General features: G+C 35.0%; 23 protein-coding genes. 11 read left to right on the top strand and 12 right to left on the bottom strand.

Annotated elements, in window-relative coordinates:
* The first annotated feature begins 18 nt into the window (after positions 1-18).
* From Q0871_RS15100 to egtD, 7 genes are all read left to right on the top strand, one after another.
* Positions 19-987, top strand: coding sequence for an electron transfer flavoprotein subunit alpha/FixB family protein (locus tag Q0871_RS15100; protein WP_299325257.1), 969 nt, complete (start codon positions 19-21; stop codon positions 985-987).
* A gap of 85 nt (positions 988-1,072) precedes the next feature.
* Complete coding sequence (locus Q0871_RS15095; protein ID WP_073247103.1) at positions 1,073-1,702, top strand: bifunctional nuclease family protein; 630 nt, start codon at positions 1,073-1,075, stop codon at positions 1,700-1,702.
* A gap of 155 nt (positions 1,703-1,857) precedes the next feature.
* Positions 1,858-3,180: a nucleoside transporter C-terminal domain-containing protein gene (locus Q0871_RS15090; protein WP_244534077.1), complete on the top strand. Its 1,323-nt coding sequence runs from the start codon at positions 1,858-1,860 to the stop codon at positions 3,178-3,180.
* Between the two features lie 133 nt (positions 3,181-3,313).
* Complete coding sequence (locus Q0871_RS15085; RefSeq protein ID WP_299325256.1) at positions 3,314-4,138, top strand: thymidylate synthase; 825 nt, start codon at positions 3,314-3,316, stop codon at positions 4,136-4,138.
* Positions 4,139-4,141: 3 nt separating this feature from the next.
* Positions 4,142-4,957: an energy transducer TonB gene (locus tag Q0871_RS15080; protein ID WP_299325255.1), complete on the top strand. Its 816-nt coding sequence runs from the start codon at positions 4,142-4,144 to the stop codon at positions 4,955-4,957.
* Between the two features lie 75 nt (positions 4,958-5,032).
* A complete protein-coding gene (egtB, locus tag Q0871_RS15075) occupies positions 5,033-6,193 on the top strand; it encodes an ergothioneine biosynthesis protein EgtB (RefSeq protein ID WP_299325254.1) in 1,161 nt (386 codons plus the stop codon).
* A gap of 16 nt (positions 6,194-6,209) precedes the next feature.
* A complete protein-coding gene (gene egtD / locus Q0871_RS15070) occupies positions 6,210-7,178 on the top strand; it encodes an L-histidine N(alpha)-methyltransferase (protein WP_299325253.1) in 969 nt (322 codons plus the stop codon).
* Positions 7,179-7,251: 73 nt separating this feature from the next.
* On the opposite strand, the gene Q0871_RS15065 is transcribed toward egtD, so the two are convergent.
* The gene (locus Q0871_RS15065) at positions 7,252-7,548 is read right to left on the bottom strand and encodes an isoamylase early set domain-containing protein (protein WP_299325252.1); all 297 of its coding nucleotides are present in this window, start codon (positions 7,546-7,548) and stop codon (positions 7,252-7,254) included.
* 148 nt (positions 7,549-7,696) lie between these two features.
* Positions 7,697-8,782, bottom strand: a complete 1,086-nt coding sequence (locus tag Q0871_RS15060) for an aminotransferase class V-fold PLP-dependent enzyme (RefSeq protein ID WP_299325251.1) — start codon at positions 8,780-8,782, stop codon at positions 7,697-7,699.
* A gap of 54 nt (positions 8,783-8,836) precedes the next feature.
* Between Q0871_RS15060 and Q0871_RS15055 the strand changes: the two genes are divergently transcribed.
* The gene (locus Q0871_RS15055; protein ID WP_299325250.1) at positions 8,837-9,238 is read left to right on the top strand and encodes a 2TM domain-containing protein; all 402 of its coding nucleotides are present in this window, start codon (positions 8,837-8,839) and stop codon (positions 9,236-9,238) included.
* Positions 9,239-9,249: 11 nt separating this feature from the next.
* Positions 9,250-9,750, top strand: coding sequence for a dihydrofolate reductase (locus Q0871_RS15050; RefSeq protein WP_299325333.1), 501 nt, complete (start codon positions 9,250-9,252; stop codon positions 9,748-9,750).
* Here the strand turns inward: Q0871_RS15050 and murI are convergent.
* Complete coding sequence (gene murI / locus Q0871_RS15045) at positions 9,737-10,525, bottom strand: glutamate racemase (RefSeq protein WP_299325249.1); 789 nt, start codon at positions 10,523-10,525, stop codon at positions 9,737-9,739. The genes Q0871_RS15050 and murI overlap by 14 nt on opposite strands.
* 1 nt (position 10,526) lies before the next feature.
* On the bottom strand, positions 10,527-12,194 hold the full coding sequence (gene pafA, locus Q0871_RS15040; protein WP_299325248.1) for an alkaline phosphatase PafA: 1,668 nt from the start codon (positions 12,192-12,194) through the stop codon (positions 10,527-10,529).
* Between the two features lie 118 nt (positions 12,195-12,312).
* Between pafA and Q0871_RS15035 the strand changes: the two genes are divergently transcribed.
* Complete coding sequence (locus Q0871_RS15035) at positions 12,313-13,050, top strand: ABC transporter permease (RefSeq protein WP_291794078.1); 738 nt, start codon at positions 12,313-12,315, stop codon at positions 13,048-13,050.
* The gene (locus Q0871_RS15030) at positions 13,050-13,817 is read left to right on the top strand and encodes an ABC transporter ATP-binding protein (RefSeq protein ID WP_299325247.1); all 768 of its coding nucleotides are present in this window, start codon (positions 13,050-13,052) and stop codon (positions 13,815-13,817) included. Before Q0871_RS15035 ends, Q0871_RS15030 begins: the two co-directional genes overlap by 1 nt.
* A 2-nt stretch (positions 13,818-13,819) precedes the next feature.
* Here Q0871_RS15030 and Q0871_RS15025 read toward each other — a convergent pair whose 3' ends face one another.
* The 8 genes from Q0871_RS15025 to cdd all read right to left on the bottom strand — a co-directional run bounded on the left by Q0871_RS15025 (position 13,820) and on the right by cdd (position 22,110).
* A complete protein-coding gene (locus Q0871_RS15025; protein ID WP_299325246.1) occupies positions 13,820-15,289 on the bottom strand; it encodes a DUF389 domain-containing protein in 1,470 nt (489 codons plus the stop codon).
* Between the two features lie 2 nt (positions 15,290-15,291).
* The gene (locus Q0871_RS15020) at positions 15,292-16,380 is read right to left on the bottom strand and encodes a mannose-1-phosphate guanylyltransferase (RefSeq protein WP_299325245.1); all 1,089 of its coding nucleotides are present in this window, start codon (positions 16,378-16,380) and stop codon (positions 15,292-15,294) included.
* A gap of 1 nt (position 16,381) precedes the next feature.
* Positions 16,382-16,984, bottom strand: coding sequence for a SprT-like domain-containing protein (locus tag Q0871_RS15015; protein ID WP_299325244.1), 603 nt, complete (start codon positions 16,982-16,984; stop codon positions 16,382-16,384).
* 2 nt (positions 16,985-16,986) lie between these two features.
* The gene (locus Q0871_RS15010; RefSeq protein WP_299325243.1) at positions 16,987-17,667 is read right to left on the bottom strand and encodes an SDR family oxidoreductase; all 681 of its coding nucleotides are present in this window, start codon (positions 17,665-17,667) and stop codon (positions 16,987-16,989) included.
* Entirely contained in the window at positions 17,667-18,704 is a 1,038-nt protein-coding gene (locus tag Q0871_RS15005; RefSeq protein WP_299325242.1) for a M28 family peptidase, read from the bottom strand. Before Q0871_RS15005 ends, Q0871_RS15010 begins: the two co-directional genes overlap by 1 nt.
* A gap of 85 nt (positions 18,705-18,789) precedes the next feature.
* A complete protein-coding gene (locus Q0871_RS15000) occupies positions 18,790-20,433 on the bottom strand; it encodes a pyruvate dehydrogenase complex dihydrolipoamide acetyltransferase (RefSeq protein WP_299325241.1) in 1,644 nt (547 codons plus the stop codon).
* A gap of 4 nt (positions 20,434-20,437) precedes the next feature.
* Positions 20,438-21,436, bottom strand: coding sequence for a pyruvate dehydrogenase (acetyl-transferring) E1 component subunit alpha (gene pdhA / locus Q0871_RS14995; RefSeq protein WP_299325240.1), 999 nt, complete (start codon positions 21,434-21,436; stop codon positions 20,438-20,440).
* Positions 21,437-21,624: 188 nt separating this feature from the next.
* Positions 21,625-22,110 (bottom strand): cytidine deaminase, encoded by a 486-nt coding sequence (gene cdd / locus Q0871_RS14990; RefSeq protein ID WP_299325332.1) that lies wholly within the window; start codon positions 22,108-22,110, stop codon positions 21,625-21,627.
* Positions 22,111-22,229 lie beyond the last annotated feature (119 nt).

Below are 22,229 nucleotides of genomic sequence, written 5' to 3'. Positions count from 1 at the left end.
TAATTAAAAACAAAAAAGATGTCAGTTTTAGTATATACAGAATCAGAACAAGGAAAATTTAAGAAGAATGCGTTCGAGGTCGCCTCTTATGCTTCTGCAGTTGCCAAAATGATGGGTACAACTGTTACCGCAATAGCTTTCAATACTACCGAGGGTGAATCTCTTGGCGAGTACGGAGTTTCTAAAGTAATGAACGTTAAAGACGGCTCATTAGAAACATTTAATGCTGGTGCTTTCTCAGCATCTATCGCTGAAGCAGTAAAAAGCACAGATGCAAAGGTTGTTATTTTAAGTTCAAGCACAGATACAAAGTATTTAGCTCCTTTATTGGCTGCCAAACTATCTGCTGGTTACGCACCAAATGTAGTTCAGGCGCCAGATAGCACTGCTCCATTTATGGTTAAAAGAACCGCTTTCAGTAATAAAGGCTTTGCACACACTCAAATAGATACAGATATTAAAATAGTAGGTGTATCTAATAATGCTTTTGGTGCTCACGAAAACAAAACAGAAGTTTCTGTTGAAGAAATAAGTGGTGCTGCCGATGCTGCGACAAATGATACCAAATCTATTGAAATAGATAAAGTTGTTGGTAAAGCTACTATAGCCGATGCTGATATTGTCGTATCTGCAGGAAGAGGAATGAAAGGACCAGAAAACTGGGGAATGATAGAAGAACTTGCAGATATCTTAGGTGCTGCAACAGCTTGCTCCAAACCAGTGTCTGATCTTGGATGGAGACCGCACGGTGAACATGTTGGACAAACAGGAAAGCCTGTTGCAAGTAATCTTTACATTGCTATTGGTATTTCTGGAGCAATCCAACATTTAGCAGGTGTAAGTGCTTCCAAAACAAAAGTTGTAATCAATAATGACCCTGAAGCGCCTTTCTTTAAAGCTGCTGATTACGGTATTGTTGGAGACGCCTTTGAAGTAGTTCCTCAATTGATTGAAAAATTAAAGGATTTTAAAGCACAAAACGGCTAAATTTTTGTTATTTTGTGCCCCTTAAAGGGCTGTTCGTATAGTTGGAACCCCAAGTATATGAACAGCCTTTTTTAGTTAAAAACCTATGAGTCTAGTACGATTAAAAATAAAAGGTATCTCTTACAGCCAAACTCAGAACGGGGCATACGCTCTCATTTTGAACGAAGTTGAAGGCGATAGAAAATTACCTATTGTCATTGGCGCTTTTGAAGCTCAATCCATAGCAATTGCTTTGGAGAAAGAGATAAAGCCTCCAAGACCACTTACACACGACCTATTTAAAAATTTCTCCGACAGATTTGATATTGTAATCAAACAGGTGATTATACATAAATTGGTGGATGGCGTATTTTACTCTAGCATCATTTGCGAAAGAGACGGTATTGAAGAAATCATTGACGCAAGAACTAGTGATGCAATTGCCTTGGCATTGCGTTTCAATGCCCCTATATTCACCTATAAGACTATATTGGACAAAGCTGGTATTTTCTTGAAATTCTCATCTAAAGAGAAAGATCAAAAAGATAACGACGATAGTATTATGGTCGATGAGATTTTGCAAGAAGGGGAAACTATAGAAATAGAATCTGGTGCAAGCGATGGCTACACAGAACTTACTATAGATGAATTAGAAGCAGAATTAAAAAAGGCAGTCACCAACGAAGACTACGAAAAGGCGGCAAAACTGAGAGATGAAATCTCTAAACGCAACTAAACATTAAATTATAGTTTATGAAAAAGGGCAAATGGTTGCTATTTTTTGCACTGATTCTTACCACAATTACTTTTGCTCAAGACGTAGACGTAACTCAACCTTTACAAAGTACAACTGACACCACTTTGGCTGAAGATGTTGCTACTGCTGGTGTTATGGGAATGGAAATCAATGAAGGATTTTCTTTCAACAGTCTCGGCAGAGGAGTTTTAGGCATGGTAGTCTTATTATTTTTAGCCTTTTTATTCAGCTCTAACAGAAGAGCCATTAATTGGAAAACTGTAGGTATAGGTCTGGCGCTTCAATTGGTTATTGCCGTTGGTGTACTAAAAATACCTTTCGTACAATTAGTTTTTGAACAAATAGGAAGAATCTTTGTCAGCATACTAGAATTTACACGTGCGGGTAGTAAATTTCTTTTTGAAGGTTTAGTCGTTGATACCGGTACTTTTGGATATATTTTTGCTTTTCAAGTACTACCAACAATCATATTTTTCTCAGCTCTTACATCCTTACTATTTTATTTAGGATTAATACAAAAAGTAGTAAAATGGCTTGCTTGGGCACTTTCTAAAACCTTGGGTATTTCAGGACCTGAAAGTCTTTCTGTTGCCGGAAACATCTTTCTTGGGCAGACAGAAGCACCTCTTTTAATAAAAGCATACTTAGAAAAAATGACCAAATCAGAGATTCTGCTGGTTATGATTGGTGGTATGGCAACCGTTGCCGGTGCTGTTTTAGCTGCCTACATTGGGTTTTTAGGTGGTGAAGATGAATTGCTACAGTTGGTATTTGCGAAACATTTATTAGCTGCCTCCGTTATGGCTGCTCCTGGAGCGATTGTAATTTCCAAAATACTATATCCACAGACAGAAGAAGTAAATACTGAAGTTCATGTCTCTTCTGAAAAGATTGGCGCCAACGTATTAGATGCTATAGCAAATGGTACTACAGAAGGACTAAGGCTAGCTGTTAATGTAGGTGCTATGCTTTTAGTTTTCGTAGCCATTATTGCGATGGTCAACGGTATTCTAGAATGGACCGGAGATTTTACTCATTTAAATAGCTGGATAGCTGAAAATACCTCGTATTCTAAATTCTCTCTTGAAGCAATTCTAGGGACTATATTTGCCCCTTTAATGTGGTTAATCGGGGTAGCCAATGAAGACATCATGCTTATGGGTCAATTGCTAGGCATTAAATTAGTGGCGAGTGAATTTGTAGGCTATATACAATTAGCAGAACTTAAAGATCTTAGCACCTTACCACATTTAAAGTTTAACAAGTCTGTTATTATGGCTACCTATATGTTATGTGGCTTTGCAAACTTTGCTTCTATTGGTATTCAAATTGGCGGTATTGGATCACTAGCACCAGGACAAAGAAAGACATTATCTGAATTTGGAATGAAAGCTGTTCTTGGTGGCTCTCTAGCTTCATTACTTTCTGCTACTATTGCAGGTATGATTTTAGGGTAATAACATTTCCAACTTTAATTTAGTTAATAAGATCTTCATAACCCATTCTTTAAATTCCACTCAAAAATTCATCTAAATAGTATTTTTGTAATACGCTGATGAATCAATTTGGCGTATACATAATTCTATTGCTATGAAACAATACCATGACCTTTTAAAACATGTTCTTAATGAAGGAAACCAAAAAGGTGACCGTACAGGAACCGGAACTAAAAGTGTTTTTGGGTATCAGATGAGATTTGACCTCAGCGAAGGTTTCCCCATGGTTACCACCAAAAAATTACATTTAAAATCTATTGTATATGAATTACTTTGGTTTTTAAAAGGTGATACCAACATCAAGTATTTACAAGAAAACGGTGTTCGAATCTGGAACGAATGGGCTGATGATAATGGAGATTTAGGACCTGTTTATGGTCATCAATGGCGTAATTGGAACGATGATGAAATCGATCAAATCAAAGAAGTAGTAAACTCTTTAAAAACGAATCCCAATAGTAGAAGAATGTTAGTATCTGCTTGGAACCCTAGCGTGTTGCCAGATACTTCTAAATCATTTTCTGAGAATGTATCTAACGGCAAAGCTGCTTTACCTCCTTGCCATGCATTCTTTCAGTTTTATGTTGCCGATGGCAAATTATCTTGCCAGTTGTACCAGCGTAGTGCAGATATATTTTTAGGTGTACCATTCAATATTGCATCTTACGCATTGTTTACCATGATGATGGCTCAAGTTTGCGGTTATGAAGCCGGCGATTTTATTCATACTTTCGGTGATGCCCATATTTACAATAATCATATGGAACAGGTTGAATTACAACTAAGCAGAGAGCCAAGAGCATTGCCGAAAATGAAAATGAATCCGAATGTGAAAGATATTTTTGATTTCAAGTTCGAAGATTTTGAATTGGTAGATTACAACCCGCATCCTCATATAAAAGGAAAAGTAGCAATTTAAACTATGAAAATAAAAGCATCCATTTTACTTATCGTTTGTACTTTCATTTCAATGAATTGTTTTTCTCAAGACGATTCTATTTATTTTCCACAAGAAGAAATAATAATTGATGAGTGTGCAGATGCTTTAGATAAAAATGAATGCTTAAGTCTTAAAATTGAGGAAGAGGTACTTGTTATTCTTGAAGATTTATTCAAAAAAAGGAATCAAGAAATTGATACGTTAAAAACAAGAATCACTTTTGAATTAAATGATTTAAATCAGATCAATGATGAAAGAATTCATTCTTACATCAACGATAAAAAACTGAATAAAAAATTTACTAGAGAGCTTAATCAAAGAATTGCTGAATTGCATGTTTTAAGAGTCGATAATAAAAAACCCGATAATTACAAACCAAATTACTTTTTGAATTACGATTATTCAACTAGCAATAATAAATTAAACAAAATTCCCTTAGATAGTAATAGTACTTTTAAAGGTGGTACTATCGAAGAAACACCACTGTTTCCAAATCAACCAAGAGTTAATGCCCTAACAGATAGAAGAACCTTTAATTCCCTAATGCAACTTCATATTGGTTCTAACTTTGTTTATCCAAAAGAAGCTATAGCAAAAAAGATCAGTGGAAGAGTAAGTATTATGTTTTTGGTTGATAAAGAAGGAAATGTTGGTAATATTAAAACAAAAGGTCCTGCACCTATTTTAGAAAATGAAGCTCGAAGAATTATTTCTCTACTACCAATGCTACAACCTGGTCGTCAAAATGGCGCCCCAAAAAAGATCCCATACTCCATTCCCATTAACTTCAAGCTTTAATAGTATCAATTTCTTAATTTATCAGGTCAAACTCAATTGATCATTTTTAATTAACTTTCCATAAAAATTGTTTTCATGGTTAGTACTGATACGTTCTTAGATTTCTTTTTAGAAACAAGAGAGCACACCGAGGCTATTTGCAAGCCTCTTGAAATTGAAGATTATGTGGTACAACCTATCATAGATGTCTCTCCTCCAAAATGGCATTTAGGTCATACAACTTGGTTTTTCGAAGAGTTTATTCTCAAAACATACGACAAGTCATATACGGTTTTTGATGAAGATTTTTCATTTGTATTTAACAGTTACTACGAAGCCGTAGGCAAACGTGTTGTACGTGCCGATCGCGGTAATCTGTCTAGACCTTCAGTAAAGAAGGTTTACGAATATAGAGACTATGTGACTCAAGCAATGAAAAGACTTCTGGAATCTAATGAAGATAGCACGTTATTAGCCGTTCTTGAAATTGGTATTCATCATGAAAAACAACATCAAGAATTATTGCTTACAGATATTAAATATATTTTAGGTAATAATCCGCTTTTACCAAAATACTCAGAGTCATTTAAAGAATATAGCATTGATAAAGGGGCTCAACACTGGATAGGTATGAGTGAAGGAATTTATGAAATAGGTCATAATTCTACCGACTTCTGTTTTGACAATGAATTAGGTAGACATAAAGTATACCTACATGATTATCAAATATCGAACAAACTCGTTACCAATTCCGAATATCTTGAATTTATAAAGGCTGACGGATATAAACGTTTCGACCTTTGGCATGCAGCTGGATGGGATTGGGTACAGCAAAACCAAGTTAAATCACCGTTATATTGGCACCAGATAGAAGGTGTTTGGCATTATTATAGCCTTAACGGATTAACAGAAATTGATTTAGAAGCACCTGTTACACATATATCATATTTTGAAGCATTTGCCTTTGCCCAGTTTAAAGGTTGCAGATTGCCTACTGAATTTGAGTGGGAAGCAGCACAAGATCAATTTAATTGGGGACAACGTTGGGAATGGACAGAAAGCGCCTACCTACCCTACCCTAATTATAAAAAAGTCGATGGAGCTTTAGGTGAATACAATGGTAAATTTATGGTGAACCAGAAAGTACTAAGAGGTAATTCTATTGCTACTCCGAACAAACATGCCAGGCACACTTATCGCAATTTTTTTCAAACAGATTTAAAATGGCAGTATACCGGTATAAGGTTAGCCAAATAAATACGACAGATAACGTATGCAAGACACAAAAACTACGCTCACCAATACAAGTGAATTTGAAAAAGAAGTTTCCCAAGGTTTGACCGACAACCCCAAGCACTTGTCTTCAATGTATTTTTACGATAAAAAAGGAGATAAGCTTTTTCAAGATATTATGGCAATGCCAACTTACTATCTTACCGATTCTGAGTATGAAATTCTTGAGAACAATAAAGAAGAGATTTCAAATCTGTTTACCGGTTTTGGGTCATTTGACTTAATTGAACTTGGTGCTGGAGATGGCAAAAAGACCAAAATTTTATTAAAAGAATTCAGCGACCAAAAAATCGATTTTACATATGTACCTATCGATATTAGTGACAACGCATTAAATCAACTACAGAATTCTATTGAAAAAGAATTGCCAGAGGTACAAGTACAGCCTTTTCAAGGAACATATTTTGAAGCTCTTAAAGAAATAAACAGTCGTAAGAATAGAAAAATTATTTTATTTTTAGGTTCTAATATTGGCAACTTAGAGCATGAGCAGGCGGTTGTCTTCATGAACAAGATTCAACAGCTAATGCAACCTGAAGATTTACTGTTTATGGGGTTTGACCAAAAGAAAAATCCGCAAACCATATTAGATGCCTATAATGATCAAGAAGGCATTACAGCTGCATTCAATAAAAATGTTCTTGCAAGAATAAACACCGAATTAAATGCAAATTTTGATTTAGATCAATTTTTACATTGGGAGGTGTATAACCCCGAAACAGGCACTGCAAAGAGCTATTTAGTTTCGAAAATTGAACAGACTGTACAAATTGAAAATTTAGAATTAACCGTCGATTTTAAGCAATGGGAGACCATACACACCGAAATTTCACAGAAGTACGATAATGAAATTATCACTTGGCTCGCGAAAGAATCTGGTTTAAAAATGACCACTTCGTATGAATCAACAACATATGGTTATAAAAACTGTGTCTTTAAAAAAGCTTAGATTCTACTTATAAATGGAAAAAAAAGCCTGCTATTTTAAATAGCAGGCTTTCTATATTTCAGTATTATTTTTTTTATAATTCTAATACAGCATTCTCAGAACCAGCAAAATCATTCCATTGGTAACGATCAGCCTCACCATCGGTTACATATTCTCCGTCAACAATGTATTTGAATTCAAATGAGTTCTCTTTTGGAAGATCAAAAGTTCCTTTAAAAGAGCCATTCTTTTGTTTCTTCAATGCGCTCTTTTTTGCGTTCCAATTATTGAAATCGCCTACAACAGCTACTTTTTTTGCATCGTCTGTAGGTACCGTAAAAGTAACCTTACATACTGGCTTAGTTTTTAAATATTTTTTTGCAATTGCCATGATATTAGATTTAATATTCAAAGCAAAATTAGCACAATAAAACACTCATTTACAACACTTAAGATATTTTTATCAAATCCTTAATATTTATGCTCATTATAGATATACAACGAAATATAACCCTACAAAATTACTTTATTGTGAATAGCTACTTTCCTGCTTTTAAAATTTTTACAATTGCATCTATTTCTGATTCGGTATTATAAAAATGAAAACTTAAACGCACACCGTCGCCTCTTTGAGCACAAAATACATCATTGTCTATTAGTTTTTGATAAGTAGCTTCGTTTGCTTTTATATTAAAAATGGTACTATGCTGCTTTCTTCCTGAAACCTCATCAGATAACAGTCCTAGCTTTTGAAATTCTGCCTTTGCCTTCTCTGATAACTTGCGGTTTTGTTCTGCTATTTTATCCACCCCTATTCTTTCAAAAAAATCTAAAGAAAACTTTAAACTTCCAAAAATCAGTGATGACAAATGACCAGGCTCAAATTTCTTAGCAAATCTAATTTCATCTTTTTTATCAAAATCTCCGTCGGCAGCATTAAAGCCAATATTATTTATCGCGAACTCATTTTTAACTTGATCAGAAAATAACATAAATCCGTTACCATAACCAGCCAATAACCATTTATAGGCACTAGCACCCAAAACATCAATACCTGAGCTATCAAAATCAAAGCTAGCACTACCACAAAACTGAGTACCATCTACCATGATTATTAAATTCGGATGCTGCTTTTTCAAATCTTTCAAAAAATCTAGATCAATAGCAAAACCATCTAGCCATTGCACAAGGCTTAATGCCAGTACATCTATTTTCTGACTTGATATTGTTTCTTGAATACGCACTTCTAAATCGGTTGTCATAGATATATAAGAAACCTCAAAATCTCTATTCTCAAAACTCCAATTAAGAGAAGGATAATCATTCTTTACAAGTAGCACCTTTTTCTTAGAATTCAACCCCTCTAATAACACATTAAGCCCAGATGAAAAATTGCTAACTAATGCTACGTTCTCTCTTTTACAATTAAAAAACCTACCAACGCTAGTGCGCGTATCTGAAATTACCTTTAAAGATTGCTCGCGCATATCGCTACCATCTATTAAAAAGTCTAGATCATGCTCTTGTCGCCATTCTAACAATGAATCATACAGCAAACCATACACTGCGGTGTTCGCATAAATACCTTTTCTTAAAACTGGGAATTCTTTTCTAAATTTTTCCATTGATTATAGCGTATAATACATTTCCTGTATCTTTATACCAAAGATAGGAAGAGTATGTTTTCTAGAAATAAAAATACCTCCAAATTAGATTTAGAGCAACATGAGCTATTAGAGAATGCTCAAAAAAGGGTTAAACAAAAAAAACGCCTTTATACGCATTTCGTAGTATTTTTAGTTGGTAGTGTTTTCTTAGTGCTTATCAATAAAATATTAAAATACGGGCAAGAATATAATTGGTTCGTTTGGGCAATTACCTTTTGGGGATTTCTGTTTGTTCTACATATTTTCAATGTTTTTATTACCAATAAATTCATGGGCAATGATTGGGAACGTTCGCAACGTGAAAAATTAGTAGCCAAGCAGAAGCAACGAATTGCCGAAATGGAAAAAGAAATTGAAGAGGAAATTAAGCTACCTACTTCAATTGAACCTGAACCTAAAAAAAAACTACTTTGAGTACACTTATAATGATTGCTGCGGCAGCAGAAAACAACGCGCTTGGCAAAGACAACGATTTGCTTTGGCATTTGCCAGATGACTTTAAAAGATTCAAGAAATTAACGTCTGGTCATAAAATTATAATGGGTAGAAAAACATATGAAAGTTTCCCAAAACCTTTACCAAACAGAACTCACATCATCATTACCAGAAATAAAAATTACTCGGTAGACTATGATGAATGTATTGTAGTGCACTCTTTAGATGAAGCTATAGATTTAGTAAACAATGAAATTGCCTTTATAATTGGTGGTGGAGAAATTTACAAGCAAGGTGAAAATTTTTCTGACAAAATAGAACTTACCCGTGTGCATGCCACTTTTGAAGATGCCGATACCTTTTTTCCAGAAATTGACGAGAAGTATTGGATGCTAACAAACCAAGAGTTTCACCCAACAGACGAAAAACATAATTTATCATTCACTTATTTAACCTACGTTAAAAAAGAAAATGCCCTTAAAAGTCTTTAAACGATACCGTGTATTTAGGTTTAGCCGATTCTAAAATTGAAGCAAGTACTTTTACATCACCATTTGTATAAAATTGATGAATGCCAACATTTGTAGAATTGGTCAACAATTCATTTTTCTCTAAAACTGTTTTAGTTTGTCGAGCCACTGCTTGACCAGAGTCTATTATAGTTACATTCTCTGGTAGCATTTTTTTCAATAGCGGAATTAAATATGGGTAATGCGTACAGCCTAAAACAAGATAATCCATTCCCTTTTCAAGCATAGGTTTTATATAACCCTCTAATAAATGGTATAATTCATCGCTTTGAAGATTTCCGTTTTCTATCATTTCGACCAAACCAGTGCCTCGTTGCTCTAAGACAGTTATACCTGCAGCATGATTTTTTGAGGTACTATGAAACAGACTACTCGACAAAGTTCCTTTAGTAGCTAAAACGCCCACAATCTTAGATTTGGTATTTATAGCCGCAGGTTTTAATGCTGGCTCAATACCTATAAAAGGAACAGTATAGTTTGCCCTTAAATAGTCTATGGCGTTTGTCGTTGCCGTATTACAGGCAACGACTATAATCTTGCAACCCTGGCTTAATAAATATTCAGTATTCTTTATACTCAGTTCTAGAATTCGCTCTTCAGATTTTTCACCATAAGGAGCATTCTTACTATCTGCTAAATAAATACAATCTTCATTAGGCATAAGCTCTTGAATTTCGCCCCAGATAGATGTGCCGCCAATACCAGAATCAAAAATACCTATTTGCCTGTCGTCCATATTATTTAAACACTTCTGTTATAGGCTTACCAGTTGCTCCGTTTGGAAAAGAGATACCTAACAACGCCGAAATGGTTGGTGCAATATCAGGAATCTCTGTTCTGTTAACTGTCGAACCTGGTTTTACACCCATACCATAAAACAATAATGGCGCATGTGTATCATAAATTTGTGGTGAGCCATGTGTAGATCCTGTAGTATTATAAGAAATAAATCCTGGTTTTAAAACTACCAATACATCACCTGATCTTTTTTGGTTATAGCCATTTTGCAAGATATAAGGAATACCATGGGTGTAATTAGTACTCCACATTTGATTTGCAGTGTATACCCTATCTATTGCATCGTAACCTAAAACCTCTTGAGCTATTTCAACTTGCACGTCAGCCAAGCTAAGGTCTAGGTTTTTAACAATTTTATGATCTAAAAATATTTGATCATTAGAATAGTTTTTAATAATATCTTCTGTACCATACTTATACTGTAAAAACTCCGCCAACCTTTTTTTGTTCGCAGCTGTGTCAATATAACCTGACGGTATTTTTTCACTTTTTAAATACGTTGGCACCTCAACTGCTCCATGATCTGCAGTTAAGAATAACGTATACTCTCCTTCTCCTACGTTTTTATCCAAAGCTTTAAAAAACCTTTCTAAATCTGCATCTAACCTTAAATAAGTATCTTGAACTTCTTTAGAATTTACGCCATACATATGCCCAACATAATCAGTACTTGAAAAACTTACCGCTAGAAAATCTGTTATATCGTCTTTACCCAAACCCTCTTGCTTCAATGCCTCTATAGCAAAATCCGCAGTTAAAGAATTACCAAATGGCGTTGCCTTTATAATATCAAAATCTTTTGTCTTATCTAGTAAAACAGGAGTATTGTGAGGAAATGAAGTTGTTGACTCCCCTTCAAATTTTCCTTCAAAAAGATTATTATCAGTTCCGCTCTCTTTGTACTCCTTAATATCTTTTAACGTATTCCATTCTCTTTTATAAGATTGTGCTGTTCCAGATGAATTAAAATCATTAACCCATTTCGGAAGTTGATTCATGTAATAAGAACTTGTTATCCATTTTGCTTCATCTGCACCATGAAACCAATAAGCCGCGTTAGCCGTATGACCACCAGGTAAAACTGCACCTCTATCCTTTAATGCAATAGCAATAGTTTTGCCTTGCATTTGACTATTTAAACGAACTTCGTCTGTTATCGTGGTAACGCCCATACGGTGTGGTGACATTTTTCCTGCGTCTGCCATAGTTCCTACAGATGTATACGTATCATCACTGGCACAATACACACTTTCATCAATCTCTTTATCATACCAATTATTACCGATTATACCGTGTACTGCAGGTGTTGTACCGGTATATACAGATGTGTGCCCCGGTCCCGTGCTTGTTGGTGCATAATTGAAATGGTTGTTTTTACAATTAAATCCTTGTTCTACAAGTCTTTTGAATCCATCATTACCAAAATGATTGTAAAAACGTGTTATATAATCATAGCGCATTTGATCTACTACAATACCAACTACCAATTTCGGTTTCACTCTTAAAAGGTTATCATTTGAATTTTCCTTATTTTTCTTTTGAGCGTTTAAAGCGTTAACCAATAACATCGTGCTTACAAATAAAGAAGCCACAAAATATTTTTTCATTTTCATACGGATAGGATTGTAACACAAATGTAAAATAATTTACATCTTTAAAGATTAAACGGAGGTTAAATCAGGTCCTTTATTGTTATTTTTACGGTAAGAAATATATTTTCAATCAATGAACTATTTAGCATCTGTAGGGAGCTATGCAATTATGATCCGCGAGGTTTTTAAAAAACCTACGAAATGGAGAATAATGAAGTCCCTTATATTCAAGGAAATAGATGAGTTGATTTTTAGCTCACTGGGTATTATCATATTCATTTCCTTTTTTATTGGTGCGGTTGTAGCCATACAAACAGCGCTTAATCTAACCAACCCATTAATACCGCGAAATCTAATTGGTTTTGCAACTCGCCAATCTGTAATATTAGAATTTGCACCTACTTTCGTATCTATTATAATGGCTGGTAAAGTAGGATCTTACATTACATCTAGTATTGGCACCATGCGTGTAACCGAACAAATAGATGCTTTAGAAGTAATGGGTGTAAATTCATTAAATTACTTAGTTTTTCCTAAGATTATTGCAATGCTTTTTTACCCTTTCGCAATTGCAATTTCTATGTATGTTGGAATATTCGGTGGATGGATGGCCGGAGTTTTCGGCGGATTTCTAACTAGCGAAGATTTTATTACAGGATTGCAATCAGATTTTGTTCCTTTTCATATTGCATATGCATTTGTGAAGACCTTGATTTTTGCTTTTGTGATTGCGACTATACCTTCATTTCATGGATTTTATATGCGAGGCGGAGCTTTAGAGGTTGGTAAAGCAAGTACAACAGCGTTCGTTTGGACGAGTGTTGCAATTATCATACTCAACTACATATTAACCCAACTTTTGCTAGGATAATGATAGAAGTACGAGACATACATAAATCTTTTGGCGATGCTCATATCCTTAAAGGGGTTACGACTACTTTCGAAAAAGGAAAAACTAATTTAATCATTGGACAAAGTGGATCAGGTAAAACTGTTTTTCTTAAATGTCTTTTAGGATTATTTATCCCAGAGGAAGGCGGTATTGTCTATGACGGAAAATTATATGCTGACCTTACCGATAACGAGAAACGAGATTTAAGACAAGAAATGGGCATGGTATTTCAAGGTAGTGCCCTCTTTGATAGTATGACGGTCGAAGGCAATGTAATGTTCCCTTTAGAAATGTTTACAAAGCAGTCTAAATCTGAAATGAAAGACCGTGTAGATGCGGTTTTAAAAAGAGTGAATCTAATTGATGCACATCATAAATTTCCTTCTGAAATTTCTGGCGGTATGCAAAAACGTGTCGCTATTGCTCGTGCTATAGTTATGAATCCGAAATATCTTTTTTGCGATGAACCAAATTCTGGTCTGGACCCTAAGACGGCTATTCTTATTGATGACCTTATCAAAGAAATCACCGAAGAGTATAATATTACTACCGTAATAAATACTCATGATATGAACTCGGTAATGCAAATTGGGGAAAAAATAATTTTCCTAAAAGACGGACTTCTAGAATGGGAAGGGACTAAAAACGAAATCTTTAAAACCGATAATGAAGCGGTAACTAATTTTGTTTATTCATCTGATCTTTTCAAAAAGGTGCGCCAAATGTATATTCAAGAGCAAAACTAACCCTACTCTGTAGGCACTTCTTTAATCTGAATATTCTTATTACTCAATCTTAGACGCAACCAATCTTGCAGCTTGCTCATATCTTTAACCGTTTCTGCTCTTTTGGCTTCCTTTTTCCAAGTGACTTCAAATAATGGTATGCTATCGGTTTTAGCAAAATCTGTTGAAATTAAATAAGCATAACCTATTCGCTCTAAATTTTCATAATTCGTTTTCGCCTCAAGACTAATTTCTTTGAAAGGAATTTGATTTGATGAAATCTGATTCAACCTTACCAATTCACTTTCTAAAAGCTGAATTTTCTCGTCTTTACTAGTTAGAATAGTTTTCTGAGACTCATAAAGCTCATTCACATATTTTAGTTCATTTGCCTCGTCACTTTTAGAACCCTGAACAACGGCTAGCTCAGTACCTTTTAGCTGTTTGTACTCCGCCATTTGAGCACGCCAAGTGGCAATCACATTATCAGGTATACCGTCATTTCCCATGAAAACCAGTTCAATTTTTGACTTACCTTCATCATCATAATCTACCTCACTAAAATCTTTTAAAAACTTGCCTTCACCCGCAAATTGGTAAGGCACTATTTTCTCTGTAATGAAAGTTTCGGCATCTCTATTGAATAACGATTTTTTAAAAACACTATAGAATGTAAAACCTGCAGGTATCATAACCAAAACAGCCAATAAAGAAGCTAGCCTAGCTATTAATTTTCTTCGTTGCGAATTCACGTAACGAACCATGGGGAATTTCAAGAGCTTTATTACCAAGAAAGTCGCTAAGGCTATGAAAATAGTATTTATAATGAACAGATACATTGCACCCCTCGCATACTCCCAGTTTCCGATTGCCAAACCAAAACCTACCGTACACAAAGGTGGCATTAACGCTGTGGCAATTGCAACACCGAAAATTACACTAGCAATTGTACCTTTCTTAGCACGTGCAATCACCAATGCCAAACCACCAAAAAATGCTATTAAAACATCTCTAATATCAGGCTCAGTTCTAGCTAAAAGCTCTGAAGACTCATCTCTAAGGGGAAAAAAACGATAGAATAAGTACGCCGTTATCACACTTAAAACTACCATTACAGCAAAGTTCTTCAATGATCTTTTTAAGGTATCAATGTCATTTATAGCCACAGACATACCTATACCTAAAATAGGACCCATTAGAGGCGAAATTAACATCGCACCGATTACTACAGCTGTAGAATTGGCATTAAGACCTATAGATGCAATAAAAATAGAACAAATCAAAATCCAAGAAGTATGCCCCTTAAAAGGAATATCGGCAATAATAGCTTCTTTCGTCGCCTGCTGATCGGTATTGGTTCTAATATCCAACAGCTCAGAAAGAAACATTTTAACACTACCTAAAAGACCTTGAAAATCTTTTTTTACTTCTTCACTACCACTACCCTCATTACTGTTAGGGGTAATGTTATCTTGATTAAGATTGTTCTCCATATTTAAGCGAATTCATCACCAAAGGTATCCTTTACCTTATTTAAAACTTGTTTAATATCTTGTTCTTTGGTCTTAGGATAGATCAAAAGTACTTCATCTTTATCAACAATAATATAATCGCTAAGTCCGTCTACAACCACTACTTTACCAGCTTTAGACCTAATCATATTACCATTAGCATCTTCCGTCAGTACTTTAGCATTTACTATAGCATTATTATTCTCATCTTTATCTAACTTGTCGTACAACGATCCCCAAGTACCTAAATCATTCCAATCGAATGTTGCTTCCTTCACGTATATCGCTTCCGAATTTTCTAAAATAGCGTAATCAATAGATATATTTTCAGCTTTAGGATAGTTTTCAGATATAAATTTCTTTTCATCGTCTGTATTATAACATACTAAGCCATCTCTAAACAAAGCATATTGTTTTGGCTGAAAATTCTGAAAAGCGTCGACAATAGTTTTTGCACTCCACATAAATATACCTGCGTTCCACAAAAAATTACCCTGCGCTAGAAAGTTTTTAGCAGTTTCATAATCTGGCTTCTCTCTAAACTGATTTACCTTTTTTATTTCTGCTTTATCTGCCTTATCTGCCTTATTATATTCTATATAACCAAAACCTGTATTAGGGAAAGAAGGTTTTATACCTAAAGTACATAAAACATCTTCGGTCTCGCACTTTGTAAAACATGCTGTAACGTCTTTTGCAAATGCATCTTCATCTTCTATCCAATGGTCACTTGGGGCAACAATCATTACCGCATTTTCATTCATCTTCTGAATCTTCATCGCAGCATATAGAATACACGGTGCTGTATTTCTCATTGCAGGCTCAAGAACTACCTGTTCTTGTTTTACCATTGGCAATTGCTCTAACACCAAATCATTATAACGTTCATTGGTAAGAATTAAAATATTCTCGGTAGGTATGAATTTGTTTAATCTTTGAAACGTTTTTTGAATAAGGGTATCACCTGTACCCAACATATCATGAAATTGCTTCGGATTCTCACTTGTACTTATTGGCCAGAATCTAGACCCTACTCCACCTGCCATTAAAACGGCATAATAATTTTTGTTCATGTCAGCTCTTTATTAATTCTACTTCAGCATTTGGTTGAAAAAGAAACATCCTTCCTGAGGATAATTCTATACACTCATAACGCTTAGTTCGTTTATTTCCTTTTTTAAATAATTTGCCATTATAGATGCGAAACACACACCCTATTGGTAATTCGTAAACGTAAGTTTTATCTGATTGTTGTTCATCGAATTGTTTTAAGGCAATAGATAATTGTGCATCAGTACTACTGCTTGCCTTCGGATTCTTAAAATGTCTAGCCAATAAAGGTAAAAGCTGTGAAGGAAATATCTCTGGACGAATGAATGGAAGCATTAAATATTGAAATGTTTTTTTCCATTCTAAACCATGTGGCTTAATAGTACGCCCATATTTCTCAAATGCTATTAAGTGCGCAATTTCATGAATTAACGTAATTAAGAATCTATACTTATTCAAAGATGCATTAACGGTAATCTGATGGTTACCATCTTTTCGCATTCTATAATCTCCATGCCTAGTAACACGTTCATTCACGATTTTCAAATGCACCTGACTATCTTTAATTAGTGCATAACATGGACCAACCGCTAATTCAGGAAGATATTTAGCTAACGTTTCTTGCATTCTTAAGGTGTACTACTACTAACCTGTAATATTTTACCGTTATACATTTTTTGACCTTTTAAAGCAAAGTCCATTATATATTCTGCCATCTCTTTGGCGCTCACAGGAGCCTCATAACCCGGAAATGCTTCTTCTAACATTTCTGTTTGTACTGCCCCCAAAGCCAATGCGTTAAATGACGGACCAGTTTCTTTAAATTCTTCAGCCAATAATTCCGTCAAAGTCAATACCGCTCCTTTACTTGAACTGTAAGCTGAAAGACCTGGGAATTTAGCACTACCTTGAATACCGCCCATTGAGCTAATGGTAAGCACATGAGCGTCTTTATCCATAAATGGAATAATAAGCCTAGTCATAGCAGCAACTCCAAAAACATTCACTTCATATACCGCCTTAAATTCTTCTTCTGTCAATTCTAAAAAAGGTTTATTTATAAGCTTGCCTGCATTATTTACTAGCGCAATAACATTTCCCTTTTTATCTTTTAAATAATTAGACAAGTTATCTCTATCTTCTACCGATGACACATCAAAAGAAAAAGCTTCAATATTTTTATGATTAAGACTTTTAATCGGTTTTTCATTTCTAGATAGCGCCAAGACCTTATAACCGGCATTAGCTAATAACTTACTTAATTCAAAACCAATTCCTCTACTGGTACCTGTTACAATTACGTATTCCATTAATTATACTTTACTTCTTTTACCGGTGCATTAATAATACCTTCTAACATCGGTACTGTTTCATTTACAATTGTTGCCATAAATTCATAATCCATCAACGATGCCTCATCACCTACTTTATGGTACTCTCCAAAATTGGTGAAATCAAAAGAACTATAAGTCTGAGATGGCACATTAAACTCATCGTGAAAAGGAGCATTATCTGATCGTCTAAACAAATTAAACTCTTTTGCTTTAGGAAGAAATCCTACTAAATTTTTATTTGCATAACCATTACTCAACTCTGCTAAATTCGATAATTCATACCCGGTTAAATAAAGACTATGATCTTTACCTACCATTGGCACCCCTACCATTTCGAAATTCAACATAGTGTACAAATCAATATTTTCAGCCTTTAATTTTTTAGCCAAATGCTTAGAACCTACCAATCCTTTTTCTTCTGCGGTGAATAGGGTAAAAATTACGCTCCGTTTGTTGTTTTTATGTTCACCAAAATATTTAGCAAATTCTAGAACAGTTGTAGTGCCTGAAGCATTATCATTGGCTCCGTTCGCAATTTTATCGTTACTATCTCCGCTAATCAAACCTATATGATCATAGTGTGCTCCTATTAGAACAAATTCATTTTTTAGTTTTTCATCAGTACCCGGTAAAAAACCTACTACGTTATAAGCTATACCGTCACTATAGTTTTCCAATGTATCTCTATATGATGCAAAATAAGGTAGAACATTGTTGTTCTTGAATATATTTTGAATATAATCTGCAGCCTTTTCAATTCCCTCACTTCCAGTATCTCTACCCTGTAATTCATCTGACGTCAAGAAAGTCATGGTTGCTTCTATATCAACGGATAAAGCCTTAGTAGAAACTTTTGACTTTACACTTTCCAATTGAGCATTTTTCGATGCAGGCAGAACCGAACCCTTAACACCTTTTGGATTCGTTGGGTTCAAAACTGTTGATTGATCAACTTTCGCGCCACCACAACCTAGAATCAAAGTACTTAGGAGTACAATACTTATATATTTCATAACAACATCAAATTTAGAATATAAAGATAAAAAAAAAGCATCCCGATAAAAGGATGCTTTAGCAATTCTATTTTAGAATCAAGTTCTACGCTAACATAGTAACCGGATTCTCTACAAAATATCTTAATGTCTGAAGGAACTGAGCTCCGACAGCACCATCAACAGTTCTGTGATCACAAGCAAGTGTCAACTTCATTGTATTACCTACAACTATTTCTCCGTTTTTAACAACTGGTTTTTCAACAATTGCACCAACCGAAAGTATAGCTGAGTTTGGCTGATTGATAATACTTGTAAACTCAAGTATACCGAACATTCCTAAATTTGATACCGTAAAGGTACTACCTTCCATCTCTGAAGGGGCTATTTTCTTATTACGTGCTTTACCTGCTAAATCTTTAACGGCGCTACCTATTTGTGTTAAACCTAGTAAATCTGCATGTTTTACAACAGGTACAACTAAACCTTCATCAACAGCTACCGCAACACCCATATGTATATGCTTATGATATTTAGTAGCGTCTGCACTCCAAGAAGTATTTACTTGAGGATGCTTTCTAAGTGCCATAGCACAAGCCTTTAAAACCATATCATTAAATGACACTTTGGTATCTGGCAAACTATTTATCTGAGCACGTGACGCTTTAGCATTATCCATATCAACTTCAATAGTCAAATAGAAATGTGGTGCGTTAAATTTAGAATTACCTAATGCTTTAGCAATTGCTTTACGCATATTAGAATTCTTAACTTCTTCAGTACCTTCTTCACCAGATGGCAATGCCATAGAAACTGGTTGAGATACTATTGCATTATCTGCCTTTACGTTAGAAGCAGCAACTGGTGCAGCCGTTTTACTTGGCGTATAATTCTCTATATCTTTCTTAGTAATTCTACCGTTATCACCAGAACCCGAAACATTAGCTAAATCTACACCTTTATCTGCAGCTATTTTCTTAGCCAAAGGAGATGCAAAAATTCTTGCTCCATCCGCAACTGGCTTAGAAACTTCTTTATTATCAGATGAATCTGAAGATTTTGGTGCTTCTTTTTTGGTTTCTGTTGCAGCACTTTTTTTACTACTACCAGATCCGCTACTTAAAACAGCATCTACATCGGTACCTTCCGGACCAATAACTGCCAAGACAGCATCTACAGGAGAAGATTCTCCTTCTTGTATACCAACGTACAATAACTTACCATTATAGAAAGACTCGAATTCCATAGTAGCCTTATCGGTTTCGATCTCTGCTAATATGTCACCTTCCTCAACATCATCACCAACTTTCTTTAACCATGTCGCCACAGTACCTTCTTCCATGGTGTCACTTAAACGAGGCATTTTTATAATTTCAACTCCCTCAGGAATTTCACCACCGCCTTGCGCTTCTACTTCTTCTGAAGCATCTTCAGCAACCGGACTATCATCAGATGACTCTTCTGTTGAAGCTGACGCGCTACCACCACTTATTAAAGCAGAAATATCTTCACCTTCATCACCAATAATAGCCAAAAGACTATCTACAGGCGCACTATCACCTTCTTGAATACCTATATGCAACAGAGTTCCTTCATTAAATGATTCAAACTCCATCGTCGCCTTATCTGTTTCGATTTCAGCTAATATATCTCCTTCTTCAATTTTATCTCCAACGCTTTTCAACCATTTAGCTACGGTACCCTCTTCCATGGTATCGCTTAAACGGGGCATATTTACTACTATAGCCATCTAATTAAAATTTATGTTCAACAAATGGAAAATCCTCTTGTTCGTAAACCATATCATACAATTGGTTTATAGGTGGATAATCTGATTCTTCTGCGAACTTTTCACATTCCTTAACCATAACCTTGACATTCTTGTCAATGTCTTTAATTTCAGCGTCAGTTGCGTAATTGTTTTCTTTGATAATATCCAACACCTGAGTAATTGGATCTATTTTCTTATACTCTTCGACTTCATCTTTAGTTCTATAATGCTGAGCATCTGACATTGAATGACCTCTATATCTATAGGTCTTCATTTCAAGAAAAGTTGGTCCACCACCACTACGAGCTCTATCAATAGCTTTGCTCATTTCTTGAGCAACCGTTACTGGATTCATCCCATCGACAGGTCCACATGGCATTTCGTAACCTAAACCTAACTTCCATATTTCTGTAGAAAAAGATGTTCTCGCTACTGAAGTCCCCATTGCATAGCCATTATTTTCACAAATAAAGACAACAGGTAACTGCCATAACATAGCCAAGTTGAAAGTTTCATGCAAAGACCCTTGCCTTACAGCACCATCACCCATATAACATAAGGTAACATTATCTCTACCTGCATACTTATCGCCAAAAGCCATACCTGCACCTAATGGAATTTGACCTCCAACGATACCATGACCTCCATGAAAACGATGTTCTTTTGAAAAAATATGCATTGAACCTCCCATACCCTTTGAGGTACCAGTTACTTTACCGAATAGCTCAGCCATAACCATTTTAGGATCTACGCCCATACCAATTGGCTGAACATGATTTCTATAAGCAGTTATCATACGGTCTTTAGAAAGATCCATTGCATGAAGTGCACCAGCCAATACGGCTTCTTGCCCATTATACAAATGTAAAAATCCTCTTACCTTTTGCTGAATGTAAACAGCAGCTAATTTATCCTCAAATTTTCTCCAAAATAGCATGTCTGCATACCACTTCAAATACGTTTCCTTGGTGATTTTTTTCATCAATTTTAACTAAAGGTTTAAAATTCTTTATTGATAACAAAGGCAGAATGACCTAGGTATCTCAAAAGAGCAAAAATACACATATAAATGAATCGATAAAAATAATAGAAGCAAATCCATTCAGAAATTATATGCTTAACAAATAAAGTATATAACGTGTTTATTTACAATACTTTTTGCAAATTTTCTTAATTTAAAAAACTACTATTAAAGCCAAGTGGCAATAAATCTGCCAAAGAATTGCATTCTATAACACTACCCGTTTCACCCATTAATAGAATTTTTATAGGTTCTTGTTGTCTAAATTCATATTCAGAAATAGCCTGTCTACAATTACCGCAAGGCGCAGCGGGCTCACTTACCTCATGATTTATGGATGCCGCCGTTATCGCAATCGCTTTTATTTTCATACCTGGATACTTTGAACCGGCATAAAAAACAGCTACCCGTTCTGCACATAACCCAGATGGATATGATGCGTTTTCTTGATTATTACCTTCTATAATTTCTCCGTTCTCCAATAAAACCGAAGCTCCAACATTAAAACTAGAATAGGGAGCATAAGCTCTTTGCCTGGCCTTTACAGCAGCTGACATTAGATTTTGATCATCATTTTTAAGTTCGTTTAACGAATCGTAAACCGTTATATCAAAACTTATCTTTTTTTGGTTGATCATTTTTTTATTTTTTTTCAATCTACAAATATATACTCGACTCTAATAATTAATGAGAATATAAAGATAACGCATAAAAAAACCTGCTTATAGCAGGCTTTTTTATGCGTTATCTGTGT

This window comes from uncultured Maribacter sp., assembly GCF_947500985.1.
Taxonomy (GTDB): Bacteria; Bacteroidota; Bacteroidia; order Flavobacteriales; family Flavobacteriaceae; genus Maribacter.
The sequence above is the reverse complement of the archived record's forward strand: the minus strand, read 5'-3'. Positions and strand labels throughout refer to the sequence as shown.